Consider the following 25,873-nt stretch of genomic DNA (forward strand, 5'->3'; position numbering starts at 1 on the left):
ATCAATTAAACTACCATTGACCCTAACTGGCCCATTATTCGTTCAGACAAAGCTTCAATTAAAAGATAAACTTGAAGTTCTCCCAAAATTATATTCAGCTCATGGAAATGGAAAAAACATAAATGTTAAACAACAAGCTCCTCCATGGGCGTGGCTAGTTTGGAGCGAAGAACACACAATGCGAGTAACCACTTTAAAAGTGGTTACAGATGCACATAGTAAAGCACAAGTTGGATATAAGGTAAAAATAGATGAGCAAGTAGCCTTTAAATGTACATATTCTGTTACAAGGAAAATTGATGATGAAATAATTGTTAAATGGAGTATAGGAGCAGAAATAAGTTGGGAAACAGCAAAAATTGGAAAGTCTTTAATAATGGATGTCAATCCTAATAGTATCGGTTACATATCCTTTAAGGCAATAGTACATTATGAATGTTGGGAATACGATGAACCAGCTGATGGAGATGAATACTTTAGAGAACACAGAGTATATATAACTTACTACTGGCCAGAGACACTAGACACAATTAAAGGAACAGATGAAATAACTGGAAGCCAAGAATTTCTTGAATCAGCTCCTGGACAAGGATGGGATCAAGTTGCAACAATAATATACCTTCACTCTGACATAAGCTATAGTTTTGCAATTCCTGTGGGAACATTTGTTAAAGTGTTATTGGCTTGGGCTGGTTTCCCCGCGGCACTGAAAGTACCAATAGACGTAGACCTCGTGTTAAAGCATACAACTGCTATTAATGCTCATGCTGAAATCTATGTTGAACAGGGATATGCTGTTGATGTATATCGTATTGAGGTTTGGCGTACCTTAAACGCCTATTATCATATTCCAGCGTGGGCATTAATACTAAAAACCAGTTAAGTTCCATTTTTATTTTTCTGTTTGGTAATTTGCTATAATGAAGGATATTATTGGAGTGAATAGGAAGATTATTGATATATATAACAGTGCTTTAGATCTTGTTTCATTACCTTTACTAGTAGTTTGGCTTGAGTTAGAATTGTCGTTGTGTCATATCTTGTTGCGTTTTGGAAGGTTATATAGTAAATATCACTTGAAGAGGGTTCAAAATAGAAATCTCAACTTGATATGGGATTAAGTTTATTCCGGACCAGTGGTGAACAGAGTAGTATTATTCCTAGCGATGAGCGAATTAAATTTTCCCTATGTTTATTTCATGGAAAATATTAGGTGAGATTTCCTTTCTACTTAAAAGTCTATTCTTCATTTTCATGTTGAAGGTAACCCCATTTGTTGTTAAGTGAAAAAGGTTAATGCTTTTATTTCTTTATGTTTTAACTTGCCTTTTATTTCATTTTTTGTTATGTTCTTAAATCTTTCTAGGATGTTGATTGCTTCATTGCATATTTTTATTTTGTTTTTCCATGAATTGTTTCTTATCTTCTTTGGATTGAACATGATTTTCATTTCTTCTTTTAGATTTTCTCTAACTTTCTTTAGATAGTTTATTGCATCGTCTATATTGCCACTTGAGAAGTTTAATGCGTTTATAGCCTTGTCGTAGGCTTCTATTATTTCTCTGGTTTTTCGCTCTCTTTCCTTGCGGGTTTGGTAGTACTTTTCTAAGTTGATTAGGCTTAAATCTCTCATTACCTTGAGTTTGAAGATTAAGTGTTTTCTCAGATCTTCTTTTATTGTATGTCTGATTAGCATGATTAATCTATTTTCTTTATTTCTTGCTTTTTAGATTAATGTTTCTCTGTTGCTAGTCTTAGGGCGTTTAGTATTACCATGAAGGATAATCCCATGTCTCCTATTGCTACTGCAACCCATAATCCTACTAGGCCAAGTATGGCTAGTAGCGCTATTGTTGCCCTTACTCCTATTGAGCTCAGAGTTTATAATCTCTACAATATTGAGAAGATCATGAATGGTCTTAAATACAGATATGTAAAGTTCAAGGCTTTAACTCCTGAGATTGGTGAACATATAATTAAAATTGGTGTTAAGGACAGCCTTGAATTTATACCAGTCATTATGAAGAGGCTTATATCAAATAATGTTAAAATTAAGAGTCTTAAGGTTAGGCAAGCTAATCTGGAGGATGCATACTTATATTATATAAGTTCTGGTGATATTCATGTTGATTAATTTAAAGCGTCTTAAAATTATTCTAAAGTGTATAAGAGTCATCTATTCATCTGAAATTTCAGCAATGAGTGTTTGGTGGGCTTGGAATCTACCCTTTCACATATTTCAAATTTTGTTTAGCCTTGCATTATTTTATTATTTTGGTCAAGCAATGGGTGGTTCAAATTTACTCTATGGTAGAGATTTCATGGCATTTATAATTTCAGGGTTAATGGTTAATACCTATCTAGATACAGCATTAGATAATTGGTATAGTAATCTTTCCTCACTACATTATGGTAAATTTGCTACTGGTGGAGTCAGTTTATCCATGAGAGATTACTTATATTTAGCTGGTATATCCCCATTCATTTACTTGTTTGCAAAGGTTAGTTGGAGCTTCATAATGGCAACTACAATTTTTATGTCATACTTGTTTTTGGGGGTTATGATTTTCGATCTGAAATTTTCATCATCAGTTAATCTCGGATTAATTGTGCTTCTATTAGTGTTGGGGATTTTAGCATGTAGTGGATTGGGATTAATTTCTGCTTCCATGTATTGGATTGCAAGCGCATATAGGGGAGTTGAGCCAATAAGGTTTTTTATAAGATTGCTTGTACCTCTAGCTGCTGGAATCTATATACCAAGAGCTATACTTCCAAGCTGGATTGTTAAGATTAGTGATCTTTTGCCTCAAACCTATGTTATAGATGGCATTAGGAAAATTTTGTTTGGTGAGTATGTATCTTATCAAATTGTATGGTATGCTTTAATCTTGGTTGTTCAATCAATAGTATTAGTACCAGTTGGGATTGTTGCTTTAAAGTTTGCTCTTGAATTAGAGAGGAAGAGGGGAACTATATATTAAATTTCAAGGTTTCTAAATATCTCGCTTATACTTTCCTCCTTAACAATTTCTCCTTTATCTATTAGCACATATTTAGAGGCAAGTTTGGTTATGGTTAATACGTCATGTGTTGCAATTATTATGCATTTATCATTTAACCTCTCATTAATATATTCTATAAGTTTCCTCCGCATTTTTAAGTCTAGATTTGCTGTTGGTTCGTCTAGTAATAGTATTTCTGGTTCTAAGATTAATGCTCTGGCTAGGGATATTAACTGTTTTTCTCCTGCTGAGAATCCTCTCTTCTTATTTGCTATTTTCTCTATTCCAAGTTTTCTCATAATCTCCAAACTTTTATTATAAGCTTCTTTTTTGGAATATCCGTGTAGGGTTAAGGCATAGGCTATGTTGTCTATGGCGGTTCTCCTAAGGATTATTGGTTTTTCGTGCACATACACTATTTTTCTATGCAACTGCTTTCTTATTTGTTCATTTGCCCTCCAGTAGTCTATATTGCCTATTAAGACTTCTCCTTTAACTGGCTTATATATGCAGGCAATTAATTTTAGGAGTGTTGTTTTACCTGATCCATTGGGCCCTATTATACCTACGGCTTCATTTAAGTTTGCTTTTAATGAAATCCCCTTTATGACATAGTTTTTTCCGTTATAGGTAAACCATACGTCTCTTAATTCAATCAAAATATATCCACCTCAGAAATCTTAGTGTTAATGAAAGGGCAGTTGAAATTAATAGTAAAATTAAGCCCAATTGAATGGCTAACTCAAATTCACCCTTACTTATCTCAAGTGCAATTGATGTTGTAAGTACTCTTGTATATCCTCTAATGTTGCCTCCAATCATTAGTGCGACACCTAACTCTCCTATTGCCCTGGAGAAACAGATGATTAAGCTTGAAATTATTCCTGGAATTGATTCATTTATAACTAGTTTGAATACTTCTCCTTCTGTTCCACCTAGTGCTATGGTTAGTTCCCAGCAGTCTTTAAATGTTGACTCAAATGTCTTTTTCAGTATTGATATGGCTAGTGGTGATATGAGAATTGATTGTCCCAAGATTATAGCTTGAGGGGAGTATAGTAGTTTGAGGAATCCAAGTGGACCTTGATTGTTAAAAATCAAGTATAATGCTAGGCCAATTAGAACAGTTGGGAAGCCTACGATGGAGTCTATAATTGAGGAGGCAGTTTCACTTATCTTCGATTTATAGGCGGTTAAAATGAGGGCTATTGGAATTGACCATGATAGGGAGAGAATTGTTGCTGAGAGTGATATTATAAGTGATCTAATGGAAATTTCTAATACTTCTTGAAGCAAGATTTATCCTCCTGCAAGCTTCCTCCATAATGTTTTTAATTCTTCTATTCTACCTTTAGATGGACAGAATAGGGGCTTTCCAAACTCCTCAATTCCAAAGGTTGATATTATTTCTTGCCCATCATTCGATGTTAGAAAGATGCCAAATTTTTCTGCAATATTATATGAAATTTGTGGATATTTCTCCTTGCTTACTATGTAGAAGCTATAAATGTTTATTAATTCTTCTGATTCTGATACTAATACTTCTAGATTTGGAAGTCTACCTTTCATTTTTAATTTCATGTATGTAGAGATATCGGTTAGACAATATGCCCTTCTTTCATTTGCTATTAATAGTGTTTGTGACATTCCTGCTCCCGCTTCAAGATACCAGTTCTTTCCCTTAGGATTTAATTTGGCTTTGCTCCATAAGCTAAGTTCCTTTATGTGGGTTCCTGAATTGTCTCCTCTACTGACAAATAAGGCTTCACCCCCCTCTCCACTTTCGAATATTTTCTTAAATGCTTCTGTTGCATTTAGTTTGCTTATTCTGGCTGGATCTTCCTTTGGTCCAACTATTATGAAGTAGTTGTATGCTATAATTCTCCATTCAACTAGTATGCCTTCATTTACATATTTAATTTCAAGTGATGGTGCATGGACAGCTACTGCATCAACATCTCCATTAGCTGCCAACTTTAATGCCTGTCCACTTCCCACAGCTATAAATTGAACGTCAATGTTTGGATTCATCTTTTCAAATTTATCTGCTAAGGCGTCAAGTAAACCTGTCTCATAGAGACTTGTTGTGGTTGCTATTCTTAAAATCTGTTTTTCTGCTGATTGGAAATAATAATGGTATGTTATAATGGTGATGGTAACTGCTAATGCAATTATTATGGCTGCATAATGCTTTGTATTCAATTCATTCACCGTTATCAGATAATGGATAACGAATATTAAGAATTTATCGCTTAAAGGCAAATAAAAGGAAGAATGGATGGGGATTAAAGTCTTAATATACGCTTTATATTCTCGTATAAGATGAGTTTTTCAATTTCCTCATTAAGTCCTGTTAACTCAATTGTCTTTAGCTCTAATTCTGGATAGCCAAAGGGTACTTCTGTGGTGAAGACCACCCGCTTTGGATCGAAGATTTCAGGTAAGATTTTTAGGAATCTATCAACTCCCTTATGAGCTCCCATAAGTGGATGAGTTCCAAATACAAGATTTCTTAATTTCTCAGCCATAGGTGATTTTGAAGCTAAACTTACACCTAGTGGAGTATGCTTAGTTATAATGGTGACGTTTGGAAATGTTAATGCTAGAAATACAATTGCTTCTGGTGGGCAAAATTGTGAATTTGCTGTTCGAATGTATACTGGGATTTCAAGTTTCTCCGCTAATTCCATGAATGGCTTGACTACTGGAGAAATTGCACTATAAGAATCGTTTTGTGGGTCTAGCTTAACTGCTTTAAATCCCCAGTTTTCAACCGCAATCTTCATTCTTTCTAACTCTTTCTCTTTAAACCATGGATTAGCTTTGTACATTCCAATTAATCTGTCTGGATACTTCCTAACCGCCTCATAGACCTTTTCGTTTGCTGCTTGATAGCATGGTCCAGGTGGAGGAGCAGTCACAACTGCCATGTCAATTCCATTCTTATCCATTCTTTCAATTAAATCTTCAGCATCAAACCTCTTTTTCCAATAAATACTTTCACCAACATATGCATGGGCATCGATAATCATCGTTTTTCACCTCATTTTCCTAACTTCATCCAGAATTCTCTTAATATTCCTCCCTAAAATTAACTCTTTATCTCTCTTTGAAATGTCTGCTAACTCTACTTTCATCGTATCTAATTCAATTGATCCCTGTGGATAATCTGAGGCGTAGACTACTTTTTCTGCTCCAGCTATTTCTACTGCCTTCTCAATTACATGTACACCTTGGCAGAAGGACGTATCAACAAATACGTTTTCAAACCACTTTGCAACTAGAATCGCATCCATATAGTAGATTTTCCCTAGATGCCCTATTATTATTGGAACTTCTGGAAAGTGGTCAGCTACGTCTCCAATTAATGTTGGATGCGAAAAGTCTGCTTCACCTGAATGAAATAGAACTATTCCCCCTAGCTCCTTCACTTTCTCCATTATTGGAAATACTAGTTTTTTACTATTGGCTGGGAAAGCTTCATTTCTAGGGTGAAACTTTATCCCCCAAAATCCTTTCTTAAGCCATTTTTCAGCTCTTTCAACAGCCCTTCTTCTGAAGTGAGGGTTTATTCTAGCCAACCCATAGAAGCGGTCTGGATATTTACGCATTACTTCTAGAATGAAGGCGTTTGCTTCGTCATATGTTCTATCATAAGATATGGATGCGTATGGTGGTGTTGTAACCATGGCATCCATGCCAATTTCATCCATTATCATAATACGCTCTTCAGGTGTGTTTGGTGGAAGACCCTTACCCTTCATTCCAAAATGTGTGTGAGCGTCAATATAGACCATCATATCACCTAAAAGATTTATTATAACTTACCTATTAGGTCAAGTTAATAAATATCATGCATGAATGTTTTGTTAAAACTGTTTTATTTGACCGAGTTAAATGTTTTTATATTTTTAAGGATAGTTGTTATTGGTGTTTCTTATGAAGCTATTCACTGTAGGTCCAGTTGCATGCTATCCAGAGGTTCTTGAGGAAATGAAGCATCAAATGTTTAGTCATAGGAGTGAAGAGTACAAGAGATTGCATAGAGAAACTGTTGAGCTTTTAAAGAATTTTTTGGAAACTGAAAATGAAGTCTTTCTATTTCCAAGTTCAGGTACAGGTGTTATGGAGGCGTCAGTTAGAAATTGTGTAGAAAGAAAAATGCTATGTTGTGTTAACGGTAGTTTTGGTGAACGATTCGTTCAAGTAGCAGTTGCTAATGGGAAGAAAGTTGAAGTGCTTAGAGCTCCACTGGGAGAACCGATTATGCCTGACATGTTAGATGAAATGCTTTCAAGGTATCCTGAGGTAGAGGCAGTAGCTATAACACATAATGAAACAAGTGTTGGATTAATAAATCCTCTAGAGAAACTTGCTGAAGTTGTTAAAAGTCATGGTAAACTCTTGTTTGTTGATGCAGTGAGCTCAATGGGTGGAGTGGAAATAAAAGTTGATAAATGGGGGATAGATGTATGTTTTTCTAGTTCACAAAAATGTTTTGGTGTTCCTCCTGGACTTGCAGTAGGTAGTGTGAGTCGAGAAGCTTTAAAGAAATCTGAAACTGTAAGAAATAAGGGATGGTATTTCGACTTCAAATTATATGAAAAATACCAGAAAAATGATGGTACACCAACTACTCCACCAATACCTCAAATATTTGGATTAAATAAAATTTTAAAGTTGATCGACGAGTGGGGTGGAAAGTATAAGTACTTTGAATTATATCGTGAAAGGAATAGAAGAATTAGACTTGGGGTCGAAAGGCTTGGATTAACTTTATTCCCCAAGAAAGGCTATGAAAGCCCTACAGTTTCCTGTATAAATGCTCCAGCAGGTGTTAGTGGTATTGAAATTTATGAAAGAATGAGAGAGAAGGGATTTGAATTAGCAAAAGGTTACGGAAAAGTGAAAGAGACTACTTTCAGGATAGGTAATATGGGTTACATTGAATTTAGAGATATAGACTCGATGTTGAAGGCCCTGGAGGAAGTGTTAGACGAAATAAAAGAGAGGTATTAATGAATAGTGAAAATTGTTCATCTCCCCTTGAATTTTGGTTCTCTTTTTTCAAAGAATGCTTGAATACCTTCGTTTTTATCCTCAGTTGTGAAGCAACTGCTAAATGCTTCAACTTCTAAGAATATTCCTGCTTCTAAACTTACCTCAAAGCTTTTGTTGATTAATTGTTTTACTGATGACACTGCTAAAGGGGCATTTTTTGCAATTTTTAATGCTATTTCTTCAGCTGTCTTATCTAACTCTTCTGGCGGAACAACCTTATTTATCATTCCTAGCTTTAATGCTTCATCAGCAGTGATTACGTTGCCTGTCAATAATAGCTCTTTAGCTTTCTTTTCTCCAATTATTCTTGGTAATCGCTGTGTTGCTCCCCATCCAGGTATTATGCCCAATGTTACTTCAGGATTTCCAAACCTAGCATTTTCAGAGGCTATAATGATGTCACATGCTAATGCAAGTTCGCATCCTCCTCCAAGTGCATATCCGTTTACAACTGCAATGAACGGTTTAGATGATGAAGTTATCGCATTCATTACCTTGTGTCCAAACATAGATATCTCCTTGGATTCATGGAGTCCATACTTGGCAAATTCTTTTAAATTTGCTCCTGCGCTAAATGCTCTATCACCTGATCCTCTTATAATTGCAACTCTTATTAAGTTATTTTTGCTAATGTGGTCTACTATGATGAAAAGCTCTTTTAATGCTTCAGAATCAAGTATATTTAGTGGAGGATTATTTATGATAATCTTTGCAATTCCTTTTTCTACATCTTCTTCATAAATTATTTTCTTAAACTCCATAGTCTCACTTTCCATATTCATAAAATCCCTTCTTCGTTTTTCTTCCAAGTAGTCCTGCTCTAACCATTTTTCTCAGTAATGGGCACGGCCTATATTTGGGGTCGCCAAGTTCTTTGTAGAGAGTTTCCATTATCGCTAATACTACATCTAATCCAATAAAGTCTGCCAACTCTAATGGTCCCATAGGGTGATTTAGCCCTAATTTACAGGCAGTATCGATATCCCTTGGGGATGCGACTCCTTCCATTACAAGATAAATTGCCTCATTAATGAACGGTATTATTAATCTGTTAACAATGAAACCTGGTGCCTCTTTGACTTCAACTGGTGTTTTATTTAATTTTCTAGCTAATTCATAAGTTAATTGAAATGTCTCATCTGATGTTCTTACTCCTCTTACAATTTCAACTAGTTTCATTACAGGTGCAGGATTAAAGAAGTGCATACCAATAACTTTTTCCGGCCTATTAGTTGCCATTGAAATTTCAGTTATACTTAGCGAGGAAGTATTGGATGCTAGAATTGTGTGAGGAGGAGCATAGATGTCCAAATCCTTAAATACACTCTTTTTCACATTTAAATTCTCAAATACTGCTTCAACAATAAAATCTACATCCTCAACTGCTTCTTTGATGTTGGTAGTAGCTTTTATTCTACTCAATATGTTTTGAGCTTCATTCTCTGAAATTTTACCTTTCTCAACAGCTCTCAAAATATATTTTCTGATAGTTGCTATTGCATCGTCTAAAATTTCCTTTTTTATGTCACATAAATTTACTTGATATTTTGCTTGAGCGAAGACTTGTGCTATTCCTCTACCCATAACTCCTGCACCAATAACTGCAACTTTCTTTATATCTTCAACTTTCATTTTTTCACCAAAAGAATTTTGATACAATAATGCTTTAAACTTTATGAGAAACAAATACTTAGAGACTTAATTTTTAATAATGTTTTATTAAAGCCTTCAAGCCACTTCCTTTTATCTTATTCGTCATTTATCGAATAAACAAATTTTATTTATAACAATTGATTATATAGTTTAAAAGACTTTTGACTTATTTTTAAACGAGTATTTAAAAATGATTTTTAGACGCTTAAAGACTAGCTCTAACAATGGATTATTTAATTAAGATTTCAAAGATTAAAGACACCTTATTACATGAATTTTATTATTTCGTTGTTTAACGATTTAAATAGATGTCTCAATTGTTTTGTGCTCCTGTATACATTTCAAAGTACTCCTTTTTCCTTAAAGTTTCTGGTGTCATGTAGAGTAAAGGAAGTCTAATTAAAAGATCTATTATTAATGCTGCAATAAACGGTGTTTGTGGTCCAAGATAAGTCCACATATATCCTCCTATAATTGAGCTGGGAATTCTAGCTAAGCCCGATAAGAATCCCTTAATTCCTGACCATCTTCCTCTCTCTTCTTCAGGTACTAGTTCCATTGCAATTGTCTGCCATAATGATATGCCTGAAAAGAATATTCCTCTTAATGCCCATGCTACTATTAAGAAGTAGGGGTTTGGAGCGAATATGAATAGCAATAATGAAAGATAGAGGGTTGGCCTTATCATTATGAGTGTTTTTATTCTTCCGATTTTGTCACCTAGTCTTCCTATAGGTATTGATGAGAAAAATGAAATTGCATTTAGTACTGTACCCATTATGCCTAATATCCATGGTGAAGCACCTTTATATTCAACTGCATAAATCATGACGTATGGCATGGTAATTCCCCAGACATATCCGCCGAGAGCTTCTATAATAACCCATCTTTGAAGCCATTGTCTATTGCGAAGTATGTTGATCATGGCTTTGAAGTCTTCTCTAAGATTAAATCTCCTACCACTGCCACGAATATCTTTTAAGAATATTAGGGTGATAGGGGCTAGCGTCGCTAAACCTAGAAATTGAATCATAAATAATGGTCGTATTCCCTCAGAGGATATTCCTCCAAACTTTTCGACAATAAATGCAGCTATCATCGGTGCAATTAACGATGATATTATCGAAACTGTGTTAATTACTCCAAATCCAGTCGCTCTAGTTGTTCTTCTAAGCGAATTTGCAATATAAACTACCTCTACTATGCTGCCAATATTCCAGGTAAGCGTTGTAAATATAACAGCTAAAGCTAGTATCTGCCAATCCCACGCAAAGAAATAGAATAATGGCGCGATAATTTCAATAACCATAGCTATCATTAAAGCCTTTTTAAGGCTTTTAATATCTGCAATGAAACCGAGAAGGGGTGAAATTATTGTTGAAGCAATATTTCCAAGACTTCTAAGATAACCTATACCAATCTCCCTTACTCCTAGCGTCTTCATGTAGAGTGAAGTGTATTGCATTGGAACGCTGTTGAATAGTGCTGAATATCCCCTTCTAAATAGAAGTACTATAAAGTTTCTGCTCTGCTTATTAAAGAATTCTTTGACACCCTTTAACATTTACATTTGCACCTTTTATAGACTCTTAGTTAAGGATTAGACTAGATATTGAAAACTTTAATTTAAAATTTATGATTCATCTTACTCTAGTTCCTGGAGGTACTTCTTCATCAACTCTCAGCCAGAAGGGTTTTCCTTGATAATCAGCTGCTAAAAGCATACCTTCAGATTTTATACCTGCAATTATTTTTGGCTCAAGATTAACTATCGCTATGAATAATTTGTTTTCAAAATATTCAGGTGAATATATATCCCCTCCACCGACAATCATAGTTCTAGTTTCATTTCCACCAATATCAACAATAGCCTTCAAAATTCTACTTCTACCCGGTATCCTTTCACATTTTAAAACCTTAACGACTCGAATATCCATTTTCATAAATTCACTGAAACTAATATACCTCATTATAACAACTCCATCAGATTAAGGTCTAATCTTTTTCAACTTAAATTTTGTCCAGTGAAATAAATAAATAGTTTATTTTAGTAATGCTCCTTAAGAAAATATCCTTATTGAAGGATGAACAAATTGATACTGTTCAAAACTCCAGTAATATCTATATTTTTGATTAAGCTTACTCTAATGGCTGATTGCTGTCAACTTTAGCTACTTGAAGATAATATTCTTACTAATTTTCGGGGAGTAATTATGTCAGTGTCCATAATGTCTTCTTCAATTTCAGTTAATGTAAAAATTGCTGTTTTTTTGGCTCCTATTTTTTCTCCTCTCTCTTTTATACTTAAGATGTCATTTTTATTTGGCGGACTGGATTTCACCTCAATTGCCATGATTGCTCTCTTCTTTCTATCTAAAAGTACGACGTCTATATCTCCTTCTTCTTTTGGAAGAATTGTATAAGCTCTAATCAGATTCTTAGCTTCAGCTAAGGCTTCACCGATGAAGAATTGTAGTTCAATGCCATATGCTGATCTGATGGTCTCTAATAGGCTTATAGGTTTTTTCGACGTATGCTCAGTCATCCCTGTTTTTTCTCCAATCTTTATTGCAATATTCATTATATGAGATCTTAATTTTAAGTAGATTCTAGTTCTGCTCTTGTAGAGTGGTATTTTCTCTATTAACCCCATTTTACTTAATCTATCAATGTATGCTGAAGCATATTCTAAGCGTGGTTGATCAATTATTCCTTTTTGATAAAGATCTCTTGCAATTTCTTCTAATTTCCAGCTTCCACTTGCTATTGAGTATAGAGTTGCCTCGTATGTTTTTGTTAGAAGTCTTTCTTCATCATGAAATATTTCTCCAATTAGGCTGGCTGACGCCTCAATTATTAATGGTAGTAATCTCACTATTTCACTTTCTAATGTCTTCTCCAAGTTGATGTGAGGTATTATCCATGGATCTCTAACTATTACACTCCATTCAACAGCTCTTCTCGCATTTAATCCTATGGATACAAGTGATCTAATTACATCACTAGGCTTGATTAAATCTATTTTTATTGGCATTAACAATCCTAGTAGAGGACTTCTCTTTGAGAAAACTTTATTGGCTATGCTTAGACTACTTCCCGCTAATATTAACTTACCATTTGGATGATATCCTGATAGAATATCCCAGAAGTATTCTGGAAGTCTTTGAAACTCATCTATTATGGTAATGTTACCGCTTCTTAAGGAGCTTTCAATTATGGATGGTAACTTTCTCAGGCTAATAATTTTGATTCCCTTCTTCCTCTTGTTAATTACGGCATTTAATCCTCTCGAAATAGTGATATAAAGGTCCCAGGAGATAAAGTTTCTGAGCATAAATGTTTTTCCAGTTTTTCTTCTACCATAAACTAAAATCCATCCTGGATGTTGTTCAATTACTTTAGCTTCACTTCTCCTTATGACTATGTTTTTTATACTCATGGGTATATACCCGTGAGTATATACCCATGAGTATATTTATCTTTTGTGCAAAATTATACAAAGGATGATGTATCAAGTACGCTGAAGGTTAACTTTCACATTTTTTTCCTTTCTTTAATCAAAATTTTTCTTTCAATTATTTTTTGTTCTTTCATATATCTTTGAAGTCTCCTTAGAAAATGATCATATGAAATTTTAATACCTTTATCAGTAACTAGCCATCGCCAAATAGACTTCTTCGTCCATCCTCGCTCCAATCTTCTGATAATTTCTCTGAACGGGAGCTTTATTGGTGGTCTACCTTTAGTCTTACCCATTTTCCATGCAGCTAACTGTCTCTCTCTTATTCTTCTCCTCTCAAACTCAGCAACCCAAGAAAGAATGCTTAGAATAAGCTTTCTAATATTTGAGTCTAATGTTTGAAGCCACTCCTCCTTTACGCTTATAACTTTTATCCCGTTCTTCTCTAATTCTAGTATCGTGTTAACTGTATCAAGCATAGTTCTCCCAACCCTATCAATCGCAAATACAAGTATTGTTTCAGGCTTAACTGAATTCAATTCCTTTAAGAGAAGGCTGGCTTGGGGTCTGAGCCTAAATGGTTTAGCTCCACTCTCACCTTTATCAACATACCACTTAATTATCTGTAAGCCTTTCCTTTCAGCAAATCTCAATATTTCTTCTTTCTGAACGTCTTCATCTTGTTCTCGAGTTGAAACTCTTATGTAAGCTACAGCAGACAAAATTAGTCACCACTAATGTCTATGAAATATTGACATTTAAGCATTTTTATCTGTTAATTGATTAAAGACCACTTCTAAGACTAACTAAATTATACTAAAATAAACCTATATATACTAGACTGAAGAAACATTAAGGTATGGGTGGACATGTTATTGAGGATCGCGATGAAGAAGTCTTAAAAGCATGCGAAATTTACAAGCAAGGTATAGGGTGGCTAATTGTCTACCTTGAACAAAATATCTTGTTTGTAAAAAAGAGAACTGATGCATTTCTAGTAAATCCAGATAAACTGTTGGAGGTAGCCTACTATTGAGCGAAGGCATTAGTTTTGGAATAAAAATTGCAGAAGAAATCATTAATGAATTCAATGGGGTCTTCATATCTAGAAGAGATGGCTTTGTAATAATTAAAATCCCAATACAGGACGAAACCGTTATTATGTGGATACGTCATTCCCCAATCACATATAATGCTCTAAAATTTTTCGACAAAATAATTAGCAAACATGCATACGATAAAACAATATTACTGAGTCTAGCCATAACAGCTGATTACGTAAAATTCAGTGATTTAAAAAAGAGATTCAATAAAATATACAGATCTATCGAGGAGTTCAGAAGGGATGTGCGATAGAGCTTCCTAAAAGAAAATTTCAAATAACATTGAAATCAACTATTTAACCAGCCTCCAATACAACTTTCCTCTCCTCATTATTCTAACAACTTTTTTTCTGTTTTCTAAATATCTTAATCCTGCCACTACTTGGGGTATCTTTAAGTTTGTCTCTTCAACAATTGCAGTGATGGTTAGACCTTTCCTACTCTTTTTTAAGGCCTTTTGAATTAATATAACATTTAACTTGTTTCTCCATTTCTTACTTACATCATAGTACTTTAAGGCTTCAATTAATTGCTCTTCTCTAACTCCTAAAATATATTTCTTAATACCTGCTAGAGTTGCCAGTTTTTTAATTTTACCTTGACGTTTGAGGGTCAGTAAACACCACTTAATTGTTTTTAATGGAAATTCATATTTTAGGGAGTCTAATATTTCATCTTCAGTTAATGGACGGACATTTAATACTTCTATAATTTTGCTTTTACATGCCTTGACTAAGTTTTTTGAGGCTTTTTTCTCTTTTATAGGTATTTCTTCATTTAATTTCTCTATATCAATTTCACCTAGGATTACGTGATTTAACTGGTTAATGTTATTATATCTTAATATTACAACCCCGTATCTCGATGCTAATTGTATATATTTGAAGGGTAATTCGTTTATTGGAGTTGCTATTATTACCGTTATTGGATGAGTCCTCATAATGTCCTGTCCGATAAACATTACCCTGAAGAAGTCATTTAGATTTTTTAGGATTATTATGGCTGCAGCATAGTCGGGAATATAGAAGTCTATTGTCCATTTAGCTGATGCATTAATTTCGAAGTTTTCCCTGAAATTATATTTTCGTCGTTTAAGAATTGTTCTAATCTTTGAGGTTATAGATTTCAAGCTGATCTCCATAACGTATTACATAATTTTGAGTTAATATAATTTATGATTTATTCTCATTTTTTCATGATACGTATTTAGTAGAAAAAGACTAATATTTCCTAGTAGGAAATGTCAAATACCATCAGAAGTGAAGACAAACAATTTTATAGAGTGTTTAGCCGCCTCCGGCTGGAGGAAAGATACATATTTCATCTCCATTTTTAACCTTTGCTTCCAATCCACCTAAAAATTCTACATTCAAACCGTTAAGAAGAATTTTAAATGTTTTCTTAATATCACCATCTTCAGATATTTCCTCCAATAAACCATCAATCTTAGAAAGTACATTTCTCAGAGTACTGAGATTACAGTCAAGTATGACTTCAGTTTTTTTACCAAATTTTTCTCTTAAAGTCGCAAAAAATTCAATTGCGACTTTCATGGTCATACGTTTATATCACCTCAACTATAATAAAAAAGAGTTTAGCTTGGAAGTAGGCCTTCACTTTCAAGTTTATCTGCAAACTCTTTTAAGCCTAGTTCTTCTAGTTTGCTTCTAGTTGGTCTACCGTCAATCCATCCCCTAATACGGTAATATTCATCTAGCATTTCATCTAGCTTTACCACGTAACCCTTCGCTGGGCCCTCAGGCATAGGTTCTTTTAGAAGTCTTGTAGGTAGAGTATCATACTTTCTTCCATCTCCGAAGGCTAATATATTGAAGACCCTCTCTGCATTCCATATTCTTTCACCAATTTTAATTAGTTCTTCTAGTGTTAGATTCCATCCAGTTGCTCCGTTGATTAGATCGACCCAGTCCTCAATCCACGTTGCAAATGTATTAAATTTGCATAGGACTAAACTGTCTATAATGGCAAATCCATCCTGGAATGTTTTTAGCAATTGTGCTTTACCTTTAGTTGTGAAACGATCTACTAATTCTGGTACACCAAGAACTTCAGGTGCAATCATGTATGCCCTTAAGTGGCATCCTCCTCTATTTGAAGTTGCATAGCCTAACCCATGTCCTTGAACTCCTCTAGGGTCATATGCTGGAAGCTCTTGTCCTCGCACTACCATTGCTAATTCAGGTGCACCATATTTTTCAGCTAAAATCTTTGAACCTTCAGCTAAATCATCACCAATTCCTGAACGATAAGCAGTCCTCCAGGTTAATTCAACTATAGCTTCCCCATTTCCCCACTTTGGCTCCAATCCTCTAAGCTTCTCTGCAGGTATCTTCCCTTTTTCATAGAGCTCCATTAGTGTGCCTATTACATGGCCCATTGATATAGTGTCTAAGCCAAGCTCATTGCATAGATAGTTGGCTTTACAAATTGCAGCTAGATCATCTGTTCCAGTTTGTGCTCCAAAAGCCCATACAGTTTCATACTCTGGTCCATCGCCCTCACCAATATAGGGTCCTTTAACTGGGACACGTGTATATCTTCCACATGCAATAATACAGCCCCAACATGCCACTCTCTTAGTTAGTACTGTTTCAGCTATTGTTTCTCCACTGTACTTATCTGCAGTTGGATGAACACCAGTTTGAAAGTTTCGTGTAGGGAAAATTCCATGCTTGTTAATGACATTTACTAAAACTGCAGTTCCATACTTAGTTAGTGCTTCACCTGTAACTGGACTCTTTTTAATTTTATCTGTATTTACTCGGACAGCTTCTCTAAATTTAGCTTCATCAGCTATTGTTGGCCTCATAGTACCCCGAACAGCCACAGCCTTGAGCTTTTTACTTCCCATGACTGCACCATGGCCGCCTCTTCCAGCAGCTCTACCTTTATCATTTATTAGACAGGCTATCTTTACTAAGTTTTCTCCAGCTGGGCCAATGCACATTACCTTAATGTTTTTGTCACCTAGCTCCTCAATTATTGTATCGGTCGTTGTATGCGTATCTTTACCCCATAGATGCTTTGCATCTCTTAATTCAGCCTTTCCATCATGAATCCACAAGTAAACTGGTTTTTCCGATGCACCTTCAATTATTATAGCGTCATAACCAGCAAATTTCAGTTCAGGACCCCACCTACCACCTGAATGGGAGTCATGAATAGTATTAGTAAGAGGAGCCTTAGTAACTGAGCACCATCTACCACTTTCGGGAACAGCAGTACCAGTTAGAGGGCCTGTTAAAAATATCAACTTGTTCTCTGGACTTAATGGATTAACCTTTGGATCAACTTCCTTCAACATTAAGTACACGCCTAGACCTCTACCACCAAGCCATTTTCTAAGCACTTCTTCAGGAATTGTTTCATCTCTTAATTTCTGGTCAGACAGATTTACTCTTAGAATCCTCCCCATATATCCTCCTAGAGGCATAAAAATCAACCTCTCACTTATAATTATAATAGAATGATAAACTAAACTTTTTCGATTAAATAGAAACAATAATTTAACACATTGCTGAAATACATATATTACAATTACTCGGAGACAAAGTTATGCTCAGCAATGAACAATATAGCAGTCCTGAAAAAATATATATTGAAGTTACCAACAAATGCAATCTCCATTGTGAAACATGTTTCAGGCAAGGACAATTTAAAAATTCTTTTAACAGTAAAATGAGCATAAAGCTGTTTAACAAAATTATAAGTGAAGCTTATAAATGCGATGTAAAAAGTATTTTAATTGGTGGATGGGGAGAACCATTAACTTATAAGAAAATAGTTAGCTTAATAAAAACAACCAAAGAACATGGCTTCACACTTGAAATAAATACCAATGGAACATTAATCCACAAATTTATTGGTGATATCATCAAATACGATTTAGACAAAATCATAATTTCAATTGACGCTGCATCAGAAGAAATTTATAGAAAAGTAAGAGGAAAACACTTTCACTTAGTAATTAAGAATTTAGAAAAAATAAAAGAATTAAAAAAGAGAGAGGAACTAAAAAGCCGGAAATTTGGTTTTCATATACTTTAAGTACGATTAACATTTTAGATGCAAGAAACGTAATTAAATTAGCTTCAAAATTAGATGTCAGGGGAGTTATATTTTCAAACATAATTCCAATATTAAAGAAACATCAAACTAGATGCATATACTCAAACGAAAAAGAAGCCAAGAGAAGTAAAAATTTAAAAGCAGAATTGGCAAGATTAAGCCTACTTAATCAAGTGGCAATTATGCTTCCTTTCTTTGATTCAAAAACTGAGAGAAGTTGCCCCTTCATAGAAAGAAAAGCATTATGTATCACTTATAATGGAGAGGTAACACCATACTATAACTTTCTACATAACTATCAATGTTACATATATGGAAGAAAAAAGAATATTAAACAAATATCCTACGGAAACATTATAAGACAGAGCCTACTTGAAATATGGAATAACCCAAAATATGTGAAATTTAAACAAACAGTAAAAATCTTTCAATACCCATCATGTACAGATTGTGATTACCACCATGAATGCACCTACAGTGAAACAGATGAATATGACTGTGGGGGAACAGTCCAACCTGTGCAGACTGTCTTTATTCAAGAAAAATAGTTTTATGTCCTTAAAATCTAATACGTTAATTGACGACCATAAATAAATTGAGACATATTATAAATCAAACATTAATGTTAATGCCTTAGTAAACTGTTACTCATTTATTCAAATTTTAAATCGAATATTTTAATTCTAATTTAGTTGTATGATTAAAATTTTTCTACAACTAAAATATAAGTGTTTACATCAAGATTTCAATCATAAAAATATTTCAAATTGATTTAGACAGATAAAATTCGAAAAGAGCTAAGCGAATCTAACGATATTTTTATCACTTTATTAAATCTTTTTCTAAATATTTGTTAAAAATATTTGATGAAAAATTATGGAAATGATTTTCACGTTGATTGACGATATTTATATAGCGTAGAATTGAATTAGTATAACTGTCAATGCTATGATATAAGTGAGGATAGTAGGTAGGGCTCCAATTTTCATCCACTGCTTTAACGTTATTCTTACCTTCCTTTTTTCTAAGAAGCCTAACGCTATTATGTTTGCAGCAGAGGCTAAGGGTGTTAGATTTCCAGCATAACAACCTGATATGAGCACTATCCACCAAAGAGGATATATTTCTACTCCTTTATCCGCTAAGCTCAAAATTATCGGTATGAAGGTTGCGACTGTTGGTACATTATCTAAAAAAGCAGATAGCATGAAAACTGAACTTGAAATTATAGCTAAAAGGAGTGTTATTTCACCACCAGTGAAGCTGATTATCAGCTCAGCAATTTTTTCAGTGACTCCCGTATATTTTAAGGCGCCTGTTTGTCCAAATAGGAAGGCAATAAACAATAGAGACCACCAGTCAACTTCAGTGCTAATTATTTCCTTTCCTTCCTCTCGATATAGGTATAGGCTTGCAGCTGCTCCTAAAAATGCTATTCCGACAAGCATTGTCTCGCCTTTTAAGTGAAGGAATTTTTCAATAACCGTATGGAATGCTATTGTAAGTACAGTTGCCGAAAATGTAATTGTTGCTGCAAAAAAATTCTTGATATTTTCAACTGTAGCCCAAATATCGACTGGTTTTATCTCCCTCTCCTTTATTATTTTATTCATCTTACTATTCATTTCTTCAATCTCATGACGATAAATTTTAGAAAAGAAAATTAATATGAAAATGGTGCTCAAAATTGCAGATGGCATAGACCATCTAATAAATTCTTCAAATCCCAAGTTAGCAGCTAAAGCTAAAATTAAGCCTACTGGATTACCTAGTGCTGTGGCACTACTTCCAATGTTAGTTGCTAAAATTGCAGAAATTAAAGGTAAAGTTGGATCTAATTTGAAATAGTCGCAAAACTCCATTATCATTGTTGCTATAAGAACAATAGAAGTTACTGATCCCATTAATGAGGCCAGAATCGTTGAGGTTAAAATAAAAAATACAATTAATCTTTGAAAACTAAAATTAGACCACTTTAACAGCAAGATTGTCAGCCATCTAAAGAAGCCTGCTCTTTTTAATGGTACAACAACAATTGTCATAGCAAATAAGAATAAAATTATGTCAAATTCTGAAGATTCAATCAAGGTGTCTATATCTATAACACCTAATATTAAGAGAGCTGTAACACTTATAAGTGCAATAAGAAGCTTATACCGCCAGTAAAGAAATGTACCTAAAACAGAAATTGTAAATGCTGAAATGGCTATCAATTGTATTTGACTAAATCCTAAATTGTAGGATATAATTATTGAAAACATAGGTGTAAGGAGAAGAGTTACCAATCGACTTTCATCGATTATTACTTCTTTTATAGTCGCTAGTACTTTCTTTGTACTGTTACCTTGCATCTTAAAACCTCCTTAAATAATCGTCAAAGAAAATAATTTATAGGGACTTTTAAATTCTTCTTCTTTGAAAACACTGATCTTATAGGAGTGTTAGTAAAATTGGACATTACAAAAATAAAAGAAATTGGAAAAATATTAGTACAAGAAGTTATGAGACCAGTACATGGAGGAATTATAGATAGCGGGACACCTATCGTAAAGGTATTGGAGTTAATGGCTAGTGAGCCAAAAAGAAGAACCTTTTACGTGGTTGAGGAAGGAAAATTAGTTGGCATTATAACTCCGAGAATGATACTCGAATTTATAGCTCTAAAGCTTGGAAAAATGGATGTATTAAGAAAGGACCATGAAAGTATTGGACTTAGATTTATAATTGGAACTACAGCTCATGATTATGTCGGGAAAATTGTTGCTTGTCATCCTGATGACACATTAGCTGAAGTAACAAAGAAAATGGTTGAAAATTTAATGGATGAAATTCCAGTTATAAGCGAGGATGGAAAATTACTGGGCGAGCTGAGTTTTATTGACATCTTAATACTTGCACTGTATAAATTGAAAACATAGTTTTACGATAACTGTCGAATAAGATCATTTTATCATAAATCATAATTATTTATTTTTCAAATAAAATGATGGTAGAAACGAATTTTCTAAAATAAAAAATTAGACAACTCATTTAAGCATTTAAAGCACAGTAAAGGCTTTACAGTCCATCATCGTAAGGTTTATATTCATTAAACATCATGATGATATCATTGAATATAATTAATGATGTATTCATGAGGTGTTGAGAATGGCTAAATGTCCGAAGTGTGGTACTGAAGTTGAATCCCCAATGAAAACTTGGACTCTTGCTCCCAAAGGCAGAAAAGGCGTTACGATTGGATTGTTTAAGTGTCCTAATTGCGGAGCATTCTTCAGATCAGGGATAAAATAGACAAGTAAAAACATTAAAATAAAAATCCCTCTACCTTTTTTCAGAGTAAATCTTACCTTTAACGTCCGTTACAAAGATTGTATCGAGAGGGGTAAAATTGGCTAGTGATGAAGAGATATCCAGAATGTATCAAGCATTAGGTAGCGCATTAAGAAGAAAGATAATTGAGTTACTAGGCACCCGCGGCAAAGCAGGAGTAATGGAAATTAAGAGAGCTTTAAATATAAGCACAGGCTCACTATATTATAATCTAGAATTTCTAAGGGATTTAATAGGTCGAGATGAAAACAAAAAGTACTATTTAACTGAAAAAGGGTGGATAGCATATAATCTCATAAGAAACGGCCAAGAATCATTTCTGGATATGCGAGTTTATAAACCTTTAATTCCATCTAGATTGAGATTTAAACTTAGTTTAATATTTCATCCAAGATGGATTTTTATGACTATTTTTGAAGCACAGAAAATAACTTTTCCAATTTCATTGGCTATTTTAGTTTTTGCAGCTTGGCTTTGTGCTCAAACTAGAGTCGAATTAACTCTATTTACTTTTTCTATAAATGTTTTTCAACCACCATGGATCATAGCTGTTAAATTTGTTATTAGTTGGCTTATAATATATGGACTAACAAACTTGTTTCCATTAATATTTCATGGACGTATGAGTGGATTTAAGCAAATGTTTATTGGGTTAGCTTTTTCAACTGTCCCTCTGCTGGTAACTCCATTAATTAAATTAATTTTAATCTCAATTGATAATCTTACACTAGGAATAGTGACATTAATATTTCAGATAATATCATGTCTCCTATTATCTACAGCTATTGGAGTAGCTAAAAATTTAAGAATTGAAAGAGCCCTCCTTATAGGCTTCCTAATTGTATATCTAAACATTACGTTAGCAGTCTTCTTAAGAAGCTGAGTTAATAAATTTATTGGGTTTTACTTGGTAATTTTATACAGCCTGAGTTTCTTACCCTCATAAATTAATCTCCAAAACGGCGGTGGAGAAGGTGAATCTTTCGGTACAATTAAATAGATTGGCTTAGAATCAAAACCCTTACCGAACAAGTATTCTGGCCAATATCTACTCCAACCCCTAGGATAAGCCACTCTATATGATACATTGTCACCCATAATATCCTTAATTTTAATTAGATCAGTATACATATCTATTGAAATCGTAGGTCTAACCATCACAACCGCATTTGCAGTTTGGACAAGGATAAAAGAGGCCAAGATGGTTATGAGAGCTATTAAATTAGTTTTATCCCTGTCAAGTGAAATAGAACTTAGAATAAAGGATATTGGAATAAAATTCATCAACATAAATCTCCAACCCCAATCTCTCAACCCTAACAAGGATGGGAGAATACAGAGTACAATGAGGGAAACAGCTGAAAATAGCATTATAAACTTCTTCTTCAACTTCCTTTTATAAGTTTCAATTAACAGCATAGTGCCTGCCATTAAGAATGGTAAAACATAGGCTAATTCAAAAAATGTAACTGCAGGCCATGTTCTTGCCGGTTTAGGGCGGAATAAAGTTGAAATTCGATTACCAGTTGTACCTAGAAAGAATACATCCCTAATAAAGGCAATTCCCTTATTAACGTCAGAGAAGTAATAGGGAAAAATAATTGAAGTTATCAATATTAAAAGCGAAATAGAAGAAATTATTCCGGAAAGCCTCATTAAATAGACTCGAGCCTCTCGCTTACAATATACTATGGTACCAACTAAGCATGTGATCATAAAGAAAAGTAATAATGCTGTATCTAAGGAATGAGTTAGAAAAGTAAGAAATGCATTTAAAACGACAAGTATGAAATTCTTAAAATTCCAGTCATCTAAAACAATTAGAGTATAGTATACTGAGAGAATTAGAAAAAAGACTCCTGCAGCATTCTTCATTAAATCTCCAGCCAATCTAACCATTTGAGGAGAAAAAACTAAAAGAATTGAGCCAATAATAGCTGAAAAATAATTTCCGGAGATCTTTTTAAAAAGCCAATAAGATGGAAAACAGGTTAATGAAACCATTAAAGAAACAGCAGTTGCTATACCAAGTCTTACATTACCAAATAATGATGCAAATAGAGATGCCAAATAAAAAATAAAAGGTGGATCACCATAAACCATTCCTAAACCCTTGAGAATAGCTTCAACTTGAATTAGGTAGTATGGTCCATCTATACCTGGAATTAGAAAATCCTTTGTTAATAACCAAAAATAGAATGTGAAAGCTAATATAAAAAGTATAAATGGAATAATCGCTTCATAGGATAATTTATTATAATTAATATTTCTTTTCATCAAATTACAATTAATATCAGTGTTTATATATTGTTTTCATATTGAGAGGTAGTGTAAAATAGCAATCTAAGGAAATTTGCCAAATAAATCTAAAATATTAGTGGCAAGCCTCCTTGTGCATGCCACTATAAATTTTCCTCTTTTATCAGGCCTTAACTCAATATCTAGAGAATTCCCTTTATCATCCATTACTACTCCTCCAGCTTCTTTAACAATAAAGCATGCAGCAGCAAAATCAGTGACTCTAAGAAAACCTCTTAAATCTATAAAGGCATCACAAATTCCAGCACCAACAAAACAAATCTCCAGGGCATCTGTACCTATGAATCTAAAGTGATTAGCTCTCTCAATTATATTTGCCATCTTCATTACATAGTTGGGAAACCTAGATCTAACATTTAAATCAGCAGCTATAAGTGCCCTTTCAATTTCAGTTATATGGGAAGGTCTAATTGGTTCACCATTAAGAAAGGCGCCCTCATCTTTTAATGCAGTAAATAGGTCACCAGTAACTACATTGATTACCCCCCCAGCAACTATTTTAGATAATTTTGGTTCTAATGCCATTGCAATTGAAATTGAGTAACAGGGATAACCCCTAATGGCATTTGTACTTCCATCTAGAGGATCTATAACTATTATTGGCTTAGAAATATCACCTAATCTGATAACTCCACATTCCTCACTAATTATAACACCGGAATCCAATTCACTCCTTAGATTTTGTATAATGTTATCTTCAGCAATCTTATCTATTAACTTAGTAGTATCATGTTCTCCTTCTTTAATTATCTTCTTAGCCTCCGGCTTCTTAACTTCATTTAAAATTACTTTTCTAGTACTCTTCAAGCAGTTGACGATTACCTCTAAAAACTCCCTATACAATTGTTTATCCTCCAATAACTAGAAAAACATAATTTAAAGTTAATAACATTTTCTAACTATCCGCTCTCAACGAGATATCTATAAGCTTCATCAATATTTCCGACTTCAATTACTCTAATTCTATAACCTTGATCATTAAGATAGTCCTCTAAATCCATCTCCTTATATTTGTATACAATAATGGATACTCCAGGTGCAATTTGATATTCCTTTGGAACTCTCACTAAAACCTTAGATTGCCCTCTAGGAACCAAAAATAGCTTTCCACCAGCTTCCGCAGCTGCAATGGCCTTCTCCACAACACCTCCAATAGGGCCGATAGTTCCATCAACATTGATTGTTCCAGTAATATAAACAGAATTATTTAGTTTTTCACCTCTTATAGCAGCAATAATAGCTGAAGTTATAGCGGCCCCAGCACTGGGCCCATCAACTACATCAACTGGTTCATCAGCATAAATCGAAATAATTACATCAACACTAGCTAAGGAAACTTCAGTATATCTTTCAGCTACTAAAACCGCTGTCCTAGCACTAGCCTGAAGATCAATTCCAATCCTGGGAGAAGTGTCAACTAGAATTCTCCCTTCACCTACAATTAATTCAACACTACACTTTAAAGTAACACCCTCATAGACAACCGAAAATAATCCTTTCGGCACAGCTTTAACTGCAACTAGATTTACATCACAAACACCATAAACAGTTAAGTTGCTCTCCCCTCTCTCAATGAGAGAGGAATAATAGTTTACTTGATTCCTATAATACTCTAATTGTTTTTTAGTCAAATTCAACTCTTGAATTAACAGGTTGACATCATCAGAAAGTCTATTAACTTCTTCAGACAAAATTCTAACAGTTTCAGACAATCTCTGATTCCTATGCCAGAACATAAATGTTAAGGGAGCAAGAACCGCATTAACCAGTAAGCTTAATGTTAAAACAGCTATTATCACACTTCTATTATTTGCCATAAAATCACTCCGTCATAAGCGTTATCATATTCTAAA

The 25,873-nt window shown here is 34.0% G+C and carries 30 protein-coding genes; 11 read left to right on the plus strand and 19 right to left on the minus strand.

Annotated features, from left to right (window positions below):
• Positions 1–883 (plus strand): hypothetical protein (locus ACW8TM_RS06605; RefSeq protein WP_491532492.1); only part of this gene is annotated, 883 nt, incomplete at its 5' end.
• 396 nt (positions 884–1,279) lie between these two features.
• Here the strand turns inward: ACW8TM_RS06605 and ACW8TM_RS06610 are convergent.
• Positions 1,280–1,696, minus strand: coding sequence for a hypothetical protein (locus ACW8TM_RS06610; RefSeq protein WP_491532493.1), 417 nt, complete (start codon positions 1,694–1,696; stop codon positions 1,280–1,282).
• A gap of 93 nt (positions 1,697–1,789) precedes the next feature.
• On the opposite strand from ACW8TM_RS06610, the gene ACW8TM_RS06615 reads away from it, so the two are divergent.
• A complete protein-coding gene (locus tag ACW8TM_RS06615; protein ID WP_491532494.1) occupies positions 1,790–2,134 on the plus strand; it encodes a hypothetical protein in 345 nt (114 codons plus the stop codon).
• Positions 2,124–2,984: an ABC transporter permease gene (locus ACW8TM_RS06620; RefSeq protein ID WP_491532495.1), complete on the plus strand. Its 861-nt coding sequence runs from the start codon at positions 2,124–2,126 to the stop codon at positions 2,982–2,984. The genes ACW8TM_RS06615 and ACW8TM_RS06620 overlap by 11 nt, the downstream gene beginning before the upstream one ends.
• Here the strand turns inward: ACW8TM_RS06620 and ACW8TM_RS06625 are convergent.
• From ACW8TM_RS06625 to ACW8TM_RS06645, 5 genes are all read right to left on the minus strand, one after another.
• Positions 2,981–3,664 (minus strand): energy-coupling factor ABC transporter ATP-binding protein, encoded by a 684-nt coding sequence (locus ACW8TM_RS06625; protein WP_491532496.1) that lies wholly within the window; start codon positions 3,662–3,664, stop codon positions 2,981–2,983. The two genes, ACW8TM_RS06620 and ACW8TM_RS06625, sit on opposite strands and share 4 nt — an antisense overlap.
• Complete coding sequence (locus ACW8TM_RS06630; RefSeq protein WP_491532497.1) at positions 3,657–4,301, minus strand: ABC transporter permease; 645 nt, start codon at positions 4,299–4,301, stop codon at positions 3,657–3,659. Before ACW8TM_RS06630 ends, ACW8TM_RS06625 begins: the two co-directional genes overlap by 8 nt.
• A 3-nt stretch (positions 4,302–4,304) precedes the next feature.
• Positions 4,305–5,207, minus strand: coding sequence for an ABC transporter substrate-binding protein (locus ACW8TM_RS06635; RefSeq protein WP_491532498.1), 903 nt, complete (start codon positions 5,205–5,207; stop codon positions 4,305–4,307).
• Between the two features lie 83 nt (positions 5,208–5,290).
• Positions 5,291–6,037, minus strand: a complete 747-nt coding sequence (locus tag ACW8TM_RS06640; protein ID WP_491532499.1) for an amidohydrolase family protein — start codon at positions 6,035–6,037, stop codon at positions 5,291–5,293.
• 6 nt (positions 6,038–6,043) lie between these two features.
• Positions 6,044–6,802, minus strand: a complete 759-nt coding sequence (locus tag ACW8TM_RS06645; protein WP_491532500.1) for an amidohydrolase family protein — start codon at positions 6,800–6,802, stop codon at positions 6,044–6,046.
• Between the two features lie 142 nt (positions 6,803–6,944).
• Here ACW8TM_RS06645 and ACW8TM_RS06650 point away from each other — a divergent pair, with 142 nt between their 5' ends.
• The gene (locus tag ACW8TM_RS06650; protein ID WP_491532501.1) at positions 6,945–8,024 is read left to right on the plus strand and encodes a pyridoxal-phosphate-dependent aminotransferase family protein; all 1,080 of its coding nucleotides are present in this window, start codon (positions 6,945–6,947) and stop codon (positions 8,022–8,024) included.
• A gap of 17 nt (positions 8,025–8,041) precedes the next feature.
• Here the strand turns inward: ACW8TM_RS06650 and ACW8TM_RS06655 are convergent, their stop codons facing one another.
• The 6 genes from ACW8TM_RS06655 to ACW8TM_RS06680 all read right to left on the minus strand — a co-directional run bounded on the left by ACW8TM_RS06655 (position 8,042) and on the right by ACW8TM_RS06680 (position 13,901).
• Positions 8,042–8,848 (minus strand): enoyl-CoA hydratase/isomerase family protein, encoded by an 807-nt coding sequence (locus ACW8TM_RS06655; RefSeq protein WP_491532502.1) that lies wholly within the window; start codon positions 8,846–8,848, stop codon positions 8,042–8,044.
• Positions 8,832–9,683 carry a 3-hydroxyacyl-CoA dehydrogenase family protein gene (locus ACW8TM_RS06660; RefSeq protein WP_491532547.1) on the minus strand — a complete coding sequence of 284 codons (852 nt, stop codon included), beginning with the start codon at positions 9,681–9,683 and terminating at the stop codon, positions 8,832–8,834. Before ACW8TM_RS06660 ends, ACW8TM_RS06655 begins: the two co-directional genes overlap by 17 nt.
• A gap of 349 nt (positions 9,684–10,032) precedes the next feature.
• Positions 10,033–11,283, minus strand: a complete 1,251-nt coding sequence (locus ACW8TM_RS06665; RefSeq protein WP_491532503.1) for an MFS transporter — start codon at positions 11,281–11,283, stop codon at positions 10,033–10,035.
• Positions 11,284–11,359: 76 nt separating this feature from the next.
• Positions 11,360–11,689, minus strand: coding sequence for a tRNA-binding protein (locus ACW8TM_RS06670; RefSeq protein ID WP_491532504.1), 330 nt, complete (start codon positions 11,687–11,689; stop codon positions 11,360–11,362).
• A gap of 197 nt (positions 11,690–11,886) precedes the next feature.
• On the minus strand, positions 11,887–13,158 hold the full coding sequence (locus ACW8TM_RS06675; protein WP_491532505.1) for an AAA family ATPase: 1,272 nt from the start codon (positions 13,156–13,158) through the stop codon (positions 11,887–11,889).
• Between the two features lie 95 nt (positions 13,159–13,253).
• Positions 13,254–13,901, minus strand: a complete 648-nt coding sequence (locus tag ACW8TM_RS06680) for a recombinase family protein (protein WP_491532506.1) — start codon at positions 13,899–13,901, stop codon at positions 13,254–13,256.
• Positions 13,902–14,038: 137 nt separating this feature from the next.
• Here ACW8TM_RS06680 and ACW8TM_RS06685 point away from each other — a divergent pair, with 137 nt between their 5' ends.
• On the plus strand, positions 14,039–14,215 hold the full coding sequence (locus ACW8TM_RS06685) for a hypothetical protein (RefSeq protein ID WP_491532507.1): 177 nt from the start codon (positions 14,039–14,041) through the stop codon (positions 14,213–14,215).
• Entirely contained in the window at positions 14,212–14,535 is a 324-nt protein-coding gene (locus ACW8TM_RS06690; protein WP_491532508.1) for a hypothetical protein, read from the plus strand. The genes ACW8TM_RS06685 and ACW8TM_RS06690 overlap by 4 nt, the downstream gene beginning before the upstream one ends.
• A 39-nt stretch (positions 14,536–14,574) precedes the next feature.
• On the opposite strand, the gene ACW8TM_RS06695 is transcribed toward ACW8TM_RS06690, so the two are convergent.
• The 3 genes from ACW8TM_RS06695 to ACW8TM_RS06705 form a co-directional block, all read right to left on the minus strand.
• On the minus strand, positions 14,575–15,411 hold the full coding sequence (locus tag ACW8TM_RS06695; protein WP_491532509.1) for a hypothetical protein: 837 nt from the start codon (positions 15,409–15,411) through the stop codon (positions 14,575–14,577).
• Positions 15,412–15,568: 157 nt separating this feature from the next.
• On the minus strand, positions 15,569–15,841 hold the full coding sequence (locus ACW8TM_RS06700) for a MoaD family protein (protein ID WP_491532510.1): 273 nt from the start codon (positions 15,839–15,841) through the stop codon (positions 15,569–15,571).
• Between the two features lie 35 nt (positions 15,842–15,876).
• Entirely contained in the window at positions 15,877–17,718 is a 1,842-nt protein-coding gene (locus ACW8TM_RS06705; protein ID WP_491532511.1) for an aldehyde ferredoxin oxidoreductase family protein, read from the minus strand.
• Positions 17,719–17,858: 140 nt separating this feature from the next.
• On the opposite strand from ACW8TM_RS06705, the gene ACW8TM_RS06710 reads away from it, so the two are divergent.
• Together ACW8TM_RS06710 and ACW8TM_RS06715 are read left to right on the plus strand one after the other, a co-directional pair.
• The gene (locus tag ACW8TM_RS06710; protein WP_491532512.1) at positions 17,859–18,350 is read left to right on the plus strand and encodes a radical SAM protein; all 492 of its coding nucleotides are present in this window, start codon (positions 17,859–17,861) and stop codon (positions 18,348–18,350) included.
• Positions 18,351–18,553: 203 nt separating this feature from the next.
• On the plus strand, positions 18,554–18,919 hold the full coding sequence (locus ACW8TM_RS06715; protein WP_491532513.1) for an SPASM domain-containing protein: 366 nt from the start codon (positions 18,554–18,556) through the stop codon (positions 18,917–18,919).
• Positions 18,920–19,279: 360 nt separating this feature from the next.
• Here ACW8TM_RS06715 and ACW8TM_RS06720 read toward each other — a convergent pair whose 3' ends face one another.
• Positions 19,280–20,722 (minus strand): ArsB/NhaD family transporter, encoded by a 1,443-nt coding sequence (locus ACW8TM_RS06720; protein WP_491532514.1) that lies wholly within the window; start codon positions 20,720–20,722, stop codon positions 19,280–19,282.
• Positions 20,723–20,821: 99 nt separating this feature from the next.
• Here ACW8TM_RS06720 and ACW8TM_RS06725 point away from each other — a divergent pair, with 99 nt between their 5' ends.
• The 3 genes from ACW8TM_RS06725 to ACW8TM_RS06735 all read left to right on the plus strand — a co-directional run bounded on the left by ACW8TM_RS06725 (position 20,822) and on the right by ACW8TM_RS06735 (position 22,584).
• Positions 20,822–21,289 (plus strand): CBS domain-containing protein, encoded by a 468-nt coding sequence (locus ACW8TM_RS06725; protein ID WP_491532515.1) that lies wholly within the window; start codon positions 20,822–20,824, stop codon positions 21,287–21,289.
• A 229-nt stretch (positions 21,290–21,518) separates the two neighbouring features.
• A complete protein-coding gene (locus ACW8TM_RS06730; protein ID WP_491532516.1) occupies positions 21,519–21,662 on the plus strand; it encodes a chromatin protein Cren7 in 144 nt (47 codons plus the stop codon).
• Positions 21,663–21,759: 97 nt separating this feature from the next.
• Positions 21,760–22,584, plus strand: a complete 825-nt coding sequence (locus ACW8TM_RS06735; protein ID WP_491532517.1) for a hypothetical protein — start codon at positions 21,760–21,762, stop codon at positions 22,582–22,584.
• A gap of 20 nt (positions 22,585–22,604) precedes the next feature.
• Here ACW8TM_RS06735 and ACW8TM_RS06740 read toward each other — a convergent pair whose 3' ends face one another.
• The 3 genes from ACW8TM_RS06740 to ACW8TM_RS06750 all read right to left on the minus strand — a co-directional run bounded on the left by ACW8TM_RS06740 (position 22,605) and on the right by ACW8TM_RS06750 (position 25,837).
• Entirely contained in the window at positions 22,605–23,978 is a 1,374-nt protein-coding gene (locus tag ACW8TM_RS06740; RefSeq protein WP_491532518.1) for a glycosyltransferase family 39 protein, read from the minus strand.
• Positions 23,979–24,044: 66 nt separating this feature from the next.
• Entirely contained in the window at positions 24,045–24,863 is an 819-nt protein-coding gene (locus ACW8TM_RS06745; protein WP_491532519.1) for an inositol monophosphatase family protein, read from the minus strand.
• A gap of 56 nt (positions 24,864–24,919) precedes the next feature.
• Complete coding sequence (locus ACW8TM_RS06750; protein ID WP_491532520.1) at positions 24,920–25,837, minus strand: S16 family serine protease; 918 nt, start codon at positions 25,835–25,837, stop codon at positions 24,920–24,922.
• Between the last annotated feature and the right edge of the window lie 36 nt (positions 25,838–25,873).

The sequence above is a fragment of the Candidatus Culexmicrobium sp. genome, assembly GCF_058356305.1.